The following is a 1,568-nucleotide window of genomic DNA, read 5'->3' as shown; positions in this document are numbered from 1 at the left end:
TGCAGAACCAGGCGATATCGCACGGTCGCACCGAGTCGCGCTTCAATCCCAGCGGCGGCCCGCAGGGGGTCAAGCGCACCTTCGCGAAGCCGATCGCCGTCAACGCCAACGTGCTCCTCGACCGGGAGCGGTGCGTGCTGTGCGCCCGCTGCACCCGCTTCGCGGACCAGATCGCCGGCGACTCCAGCCTCGTGCTCATCGAGCGCGGCGTCCAGCAGCAGGTCGGCACCGCCGACGAGCAGCCGTTCTCGTCGTACTTCTCCGGCAACACCATCCAGATCTGCCCCGTCGGTGCACTGACGAGCGCCGCCTACCGCTTCCGGGCCAGGCCCTTCGACCTCGTGTCCACCCCCTCGGTCGCCGAGCACGACGCCTGTGGCGCGGCGATCCGGGTCGACCACCGCCGCGGGAAGGTCATGCGGCGGTTGGCCGGCAACGACCCGGAGGTCAACGAGGAGTGGATCAGCGACAAGGACCGGTTCGCGTTCCGGTACGCCGTCGAGGCCGACCGCCTCACCTACCCACAGGTCCGCGACGAGCAGGACCCGGACGGTGGGCTCAGGCCGGCGTCGTGGCTCGAGTCCTTCGCGGTCGCTGCCCGCGGGCTCAAGGCGGCCGGCTCCACCGCGGTCCTGACCGGCGGGCGCCTCACGCTCGAGGACGCTCAGGCGTACGCCGCCTTCGCCCGTGACACGCTCGGCACCGCCGATGTCGACTTCCGGGCCCGTCCGCTCTCGGCCGAGGAGACCGACTTCCTGGCCGCTCACGTGGCAGGCGGGAGCGACGTCACGTACGCCGATCTCGAGGCCGCCGACGTCGTCCTGCTGGTCGGGCTCGAGCCCGAGGACGAGGCCGGGACGCTCTTCCTGCGGCTGCGCAAGGCGGTCCGGGCCCACGGCACCCGGGTGCGCACGATCGCGCCGTGGACCTCGCGGGGGACGGCGAAGCTGTCGGCCGAGCTCATCCGCACGGCGCCCGGCGACGAGGCCGCGGCGCTCGAGGCCGTCTCCGACCTGACCGACCGGTCGGTCATCCTCGTCGGTGAGCGCCTGGCGACCGCGGCGGGCGCGCTGCCGGCGGCGACCGCCCTCGCCGAGCGGTCGGGGGCCAGACTCGCGTGGGTGCCGCGCCGGGCCGGCGACCGCGGGGCGGTCCAGGCCGGGCTCCTGCCGCGCGCCGGCGGCCGCGACGCCGACCGGATCGTGCAGGCCGTGCTCACCGGTGAGGTCAGGGGTCTCGTCGTCGGTGGCGTCGATCCCGACGACACCAGCGACCCGGCGGCCTTCCGGGCCGCGCTCGAGGCGGCGGAGTTCGTGGTCAGCCTCGAACTGCGCGAGTCCGACGTCACGCGGGCCGCCGACGTCGTACTCCCCGTCGCCCCGGTCTCCGAGAAGGCCGGCACCTTCGTCACCTGGGACGGCCGCCGCCGGCCGTTCCCGAAGGTGTTCGAACGGCCCGCGAGCTATTCCGACGCGCAGGTGCTCGAGCAGATCGCCCGGGAGTACGCCGAGGCGTCGGTGGTCCCTCGCGAAGCGTCAGTGGTTCCGCCGCAGGCGTCAGTCGAGACC

At 73.9% G+C, this 1,568-nt stretch carries 1 protein-coding gene; it reads left to right on the top strand.

Going from position 1 to position 1,568, the window contains the following annotated elements; all coding sequences use genetic code 11:
• On the top strand, nucleotides 1-1,568 hold a 1,568-nt coding region (locus AB3X52_RS19375), incomplete at both ends, for a molybdopterin-dependent oxidoreductase (protein WP_367995748.1).

Origin of the sequence: Nocardioides eburneus (assembly GCF_040838215.1) — a bacterium.
Taxonomy (GTDB): Bacteria; Actinomycetota; Actinomycetes; order Propionibacteriales; family Nocardioidaceae; genus Nocardioides; species Nocardioides eburneus.
This window is presented reverse-complemented; position numbering and strand designations above follow the sequence as displayed.